This is a genomic window from Paenibacillus zanthoxyli JH29 (assembly GCF_000520715.1).
In the GTDB taxonomy this organism is placed as follows: domain Bacteria; phylum Bacillota; class Bacilli; order Paenibacillales; family Paenibacillaceae; genus Paenibacillus_AQ; species Paenibacillus_AQ zanthoxyli.
On sequence record NZ_ASSD01000063.1, the window covers coordinates 1 to 4,293 of the forward strand.

Annotated in this window: 5 protein-coding genes; all 5 read left to right on the forward strand. The window is 40.4% G+C overall.

The features are described from left to right. Positions 1-101 precede the first annotated feature (101 nt). On the forward strand, positions 102-539 hold the full coding sequence (locus tag L691_RS27620) for a helix-turn-helix domain-containing protein (protein WP_036734862.1): 438 nt from the start codon (positions 102-104) through the stop codon (positions 537-539). A gap of 288 nt (positions 540-827) precedes the next feature. Beyond that, positions 828-1,451, forward strand: coding sequence for a hypothetical protein (locus L691_RS0102565; protein ID WP_025688589.1), 624 nt, complete (start codon positions 828-830; stop codon positions 1,449-1,451). A 79-nt stretch (positions 1,452-1,530) separates the two neighbouring features. Next, positions 1,531-2,511, forward strand: a complete 981-nt coding sequence (locus L691_RS27625) for an alpha/beta hydrolase (RefSeq protein ID WP_408634727.1) — start codon at positions 1,531-1,533, stop codon at positions 2,509-2,511. Positions 2,512-2,521: 10 nt separating this feature from the next. Then, positions 2,522-3,892 carry a sensor histidine kinase gene (locus L691_RS0102575; protein ID WP_025688590.1) on the forward strand — a complete coding sequence of 457 codons (1,371 nt, stop codon included), beginning with the start codon at positions 2,522-2,524 and terminating at the stop codon, positions 3,890-3,892. Beyond that, a partial coding sequence (locus L691_RS0102580; protein ID WP_025688591.1) for a response regulator occupies positions 3,876-4,293 on the forward strand: 418 nt, incomplete at its 3' end. The genes L691_RS0102575 and L691_RS0102580, both read left to right, overlap by 17 nt.

Genomic DNA, 4,293 nt, shown 5'->3' on the forward strand with positions numbered 1-4,293 from the left:
AGGGCATGACTCCGGATTTAAGGGGCCTAGCCGCTTCATCAGTCTAAAAGCAGTTAAATCATGGAATCGATGATATAGTCAAAGTAAAAGAGGTCGAACCGATGAAAAAACGAGACTATATCGTAAGTCTAACCGCTGAACAACAAGAGGAACTGAAACGCATGTGTAGCCAAGGAAAGTCGACGGCGCGCGCGTTGCGGCGAGCCCAAATTCTACTGTGGGCCGATGAATATCGGCGAGGCGGTAAACTTTCGGATGTGGAAATCGCTGAACGCTTAAACGTGCATACCAACACGGTCCATCTCGTTCGAAAGCGGTTTGCCGAGCAGGGACTTCAGGCCACCCTTGAGCGAAAAAAGCGGTTAACCCCACCGAATTCTCCCAAAGTTACAGGCGAACTGGAAGACCAAATCATTGCACTCAGTTGCAGTCCCCCGCCCGAAGGAAAGAGCCGCTGGTCCTTGCGAATGCTGGCCGACAAAGCCGTCGAACTGAACTACATCGACAGTCTTTCCTATGACACGGTAGATAAAATTTAAAAAAAACGAGCTCAAGCCTCATCTTCGTAAATGCTGGTGCATTCCGCCAAAGCAAAATGCCGCGTTCGTTGCCACCATGGAAGACGTATTGGAAGTGTATCGACCGCCTTACGATCCGGCTTGTCCCGTCATCTGCATGGACGAAAAACCGTACCCGCTTCTGGATGAAACCCGGGCGCCCATTCCGATGAAACCCACTAAACCGCTGCGAGAAGATGCGGAGTACGTGCGCAAAGGAACGTGCTGTGGCCGAACTGGACAGAAGCAAATATTGCCGCAGGATGACTCTTGACGGGCCTGATCGTAAAGCAGGATTTCAAACTTCTTCGTGCTTTACGAAATCGCGAAGCGGTTGATGCCAAGCGAAGAAATATCAAACGGGATTTTAGGGCCGACATTGAAATTTCGAAGCTCTCTAGTCAGTTGAAATTTATCACCGACCATCAATTAAAAAGCCAAAGCGACCTAAAGCAAGCTGCGGAGAAAGCGGAACATCAGATCAACCAGATCAATTCCGTATTAAAAGAAGCTGCGGAAATTAATCGTACTACGATACTTGCTATCCAGACGATTGACACATACAACAAATACAAACTTATTCACGATGAAGTTCAAGCTTCTGTATTTAAGAAAGTGTTATTGAAGAAAAAATATCAAACTGAACTGGAGACATTTGAAAAAGCGAACGTTCTTTTGAAGAAGATGGGGATTCAAGAACATGAATTTACATTGTATCGTGAAAAGCAAAAAGATAATGAATTTAAAATGGGGCAGCTAAAGGAGAGGTTGGAACAAGAAAGAGAAAAACGGGCTAAGCTGGCGGAGATTGAAAAGACGCTGAATCAAAGAAATCAAAGCCTGATATCGGGAAAGGAAAGAAATGGTTTAGATAAGCGACACGGCGAAAGATAGGAAAACAATTACGGGAGTGGGAAATAAATGTATTTTGAAACAAGTGGTATTATGTTACAATGACCTACAAAAAGAAAAGGTGATTAACATTAATGCCTGGTTGTCTAAAGGTGTTGACCGATATGTTCTTTATTCACTACACAAGGAAAGAAGTTGGGAAGACCAATATTACCCGTTTCGCGACGAATTATCAGATCGGAGTACCTTTTATCCAGAACCTCATGAAACCGATATTGACATTAACATACTTAAAGATGATCTAAGCTGTTCCTTTGGGGTCTTCTCATATCCAAGTCAGATTAAAACTGGGGATACCTTTAACGATCAATCCGTAGGGGAGTTTTGTTTAAATAAGGACAATCCAACAGCTCCCCATATCATTTTGGTTCATGGTTGGCGAATGAAAAATCTTGATCGAATGAAAAGGGTCTTTTTAAAAAGTTTGACGGATCAAGGTTGGAACGTCTATTTTCCATCTTTGCCGTATCACTATGGACGAAAACCCGAAAGTTCCTTATATAGTGGAGAGTTTATGGTCAGTGCGAATATCCCTCGGACATTAGAGTCCGTTCGGCAGGCTGTTACAGATTTACGGGTTTTAATCCGTTGGATCAAGAACAAACATAACCAAGCACCTGTATTCTTAGTAGGTGTTAGTATCGGTGGTTACATTACCAATTTAACAGCAACTGTTGAACCAGAAATTAATAAGCTTGTTTCTATTTTCTATGCGAATCGATTACCTCATTCCATCTGGAATACAATACCGGGTAAATACATCAAAGCGGACTTGGAACACCATGGGGTTTCTTATGAGGAACTATCTAAATACTGGACAAGCATTGATCCTAGTCAAACCACTCCTTTAATTTCAAAAGAAAAAATCCTTCTTTTATCTGCAAAATATGATCAGTACATTGATATTCGAGATGCAGATCGGCTATGGGAAGCTTGGGGAAGGCCCCTGCGCTACGTTTATGAGTGTGGTCATGCAGGAATCGAACTGTACAAAAAAAGGATTGCTAAAGATACCATATCGTTTCTAAATTCGCAGATATGAGGTATGGGCCATGCTACTCCTTTGGTTTGCTTTATGGGTGATGGCAGCGCTCCTTTATTTTTCTGATCGCCACAATGAAAAAAATCGGTGGGGTAGCCTCCTCAGCTTTTTGTGTGGGTGTGGTGGCTTGGGTGTGGTCGTTCATGAAGATATCTATCGTTATTTTCAATCCCCATACCTTTACTTCTTTTATACTTTATTATCTTCGCTCGCTTATTTCGTGTCCCCGTATGTTCTGATGATTTTCAGTATTGTGGAGTATGGCTTTGCTCACAGAAAAATTTTCAAATTTATATTGCTCCTGCCGGTATTAATAATGTATATAATATATCCACTCTACCCAAAGTACCAGCCTGATTATGCAGTTCTAAGTGTTTGGGTCGTCCCTTACGTCCTTAGTGCAAATATGATATTGATTTACTCCTATTGGAAAGAAAAAAATTTTATTGTAAAACGTCAAAAAATCTATATTATTTTAGTTATTTTACCTACAACATTCTTTGCAATGTCCGCGAATTACATCTTTCAGTCCATAGGTATAGATCGGCTATGGGAATTTAATGTTTTGACCATTTCTATTGGTTTTATCACTTTTTTGTATTTTTCCTTAAGGTTCGGATTTTTAGGTGTTCGGCTACGTCTTGAGCGGCAAAGATTTGATATCTCTATAAAAGCTGCTTCATCGGGTACTGCTATTTTGAACCACACAATTAAAAACGAACTCGGAAAGATCAATTTACTCGCTAATGAGTTGATACGATGCGAATATCCGGAAGCACCTGAGATATACCGCCGAAATATGGATTTAATTCAACAATCTTCACAACATGTCCTGGAGATAGCCAAGCGAATCCATTATAGACTAAACGTGATGGAATTTAAGGAATCAGTTTTCCGGTTAATTGACATTATCGAAAACTCTTTGAATTTATTAAGTCATGGACTTGAGTCGGTTCAAATCGAAAAACAATACAATACTGATCTATTAATTTTAGGTGATCCTGTACACTTACAGGAAACCATAATAAATTGTATCAAGAATGCAATTGAGGCGATGGATCGTAAGAATGGAAAACTAATACTGAAGCTATATGAAGCACGTAAGCAAGTTTATATTGAAATCACGGATAATGGTAAAGGCATCGAAACAGAAAAAATCCCGTATGTGCTAGATCCTTTCTATTCGACAAAACTAACTGATGGTAATTATGGACTTGGTTTAACTTACTGCTATAGTGTTATACAAAAACACGGGGGAGTTCTTACGCTTAGAAGTAAAATCAATCAAGGGACAACCGTAACATTGTCCCTTCCTACAAAACGTGTTCAATCTTCAAAAACGCAATCCACTACGGAGGTGTCATATGGACCGCTCGATTAAAGTATTACTGGTCGAAGATGATCCAGTATGGAGAGAAAATTTAAAATCTTTCTTAAGCCGTGAGCAGGATATAACGATTGTAGGGACTGCTAAGACAAAGGAAGGGGCTATAGACCTTTTTGAACAATCGGTTGCTGTCGATGTGGTATTGATGGATATCATGTTAACACCACCAGATCAATACGACGGAATTGATACAGCTTTACAGCTTCGGAAATTAGGGATGGAAAAAATAATTATGCTTACATCATTAGATGAAAAAGAGGTCATTTTAGATGCATTTGACAAGGGGGCAATCAATTATATTTGTAAAACGTCATATACAGATATTCCAGAGGCGATTCGAGAGGCGCATAATAATAAGGTGGCTCTTCGCGCTACTGGGTGGGTAAATGCCTATT

What these genes read in the sequence shown, in the direction of transcription:
- L691_RS27620 (WP_036734862.1), top strand. Translation starts at nt 102, where the DNA reads ATGAAAAAACGAGACTATATCGTAAGTCTAACCGCTGAACAACAAGAG.
- L691_RS0102575 (WP_025688590.1), top strand. Translation starts at nt 2,522, where the DNA reads ATGCTACTCCTTTGGTTTGCTTTATGGGTGATGGCAGCGCTCCTTTAT.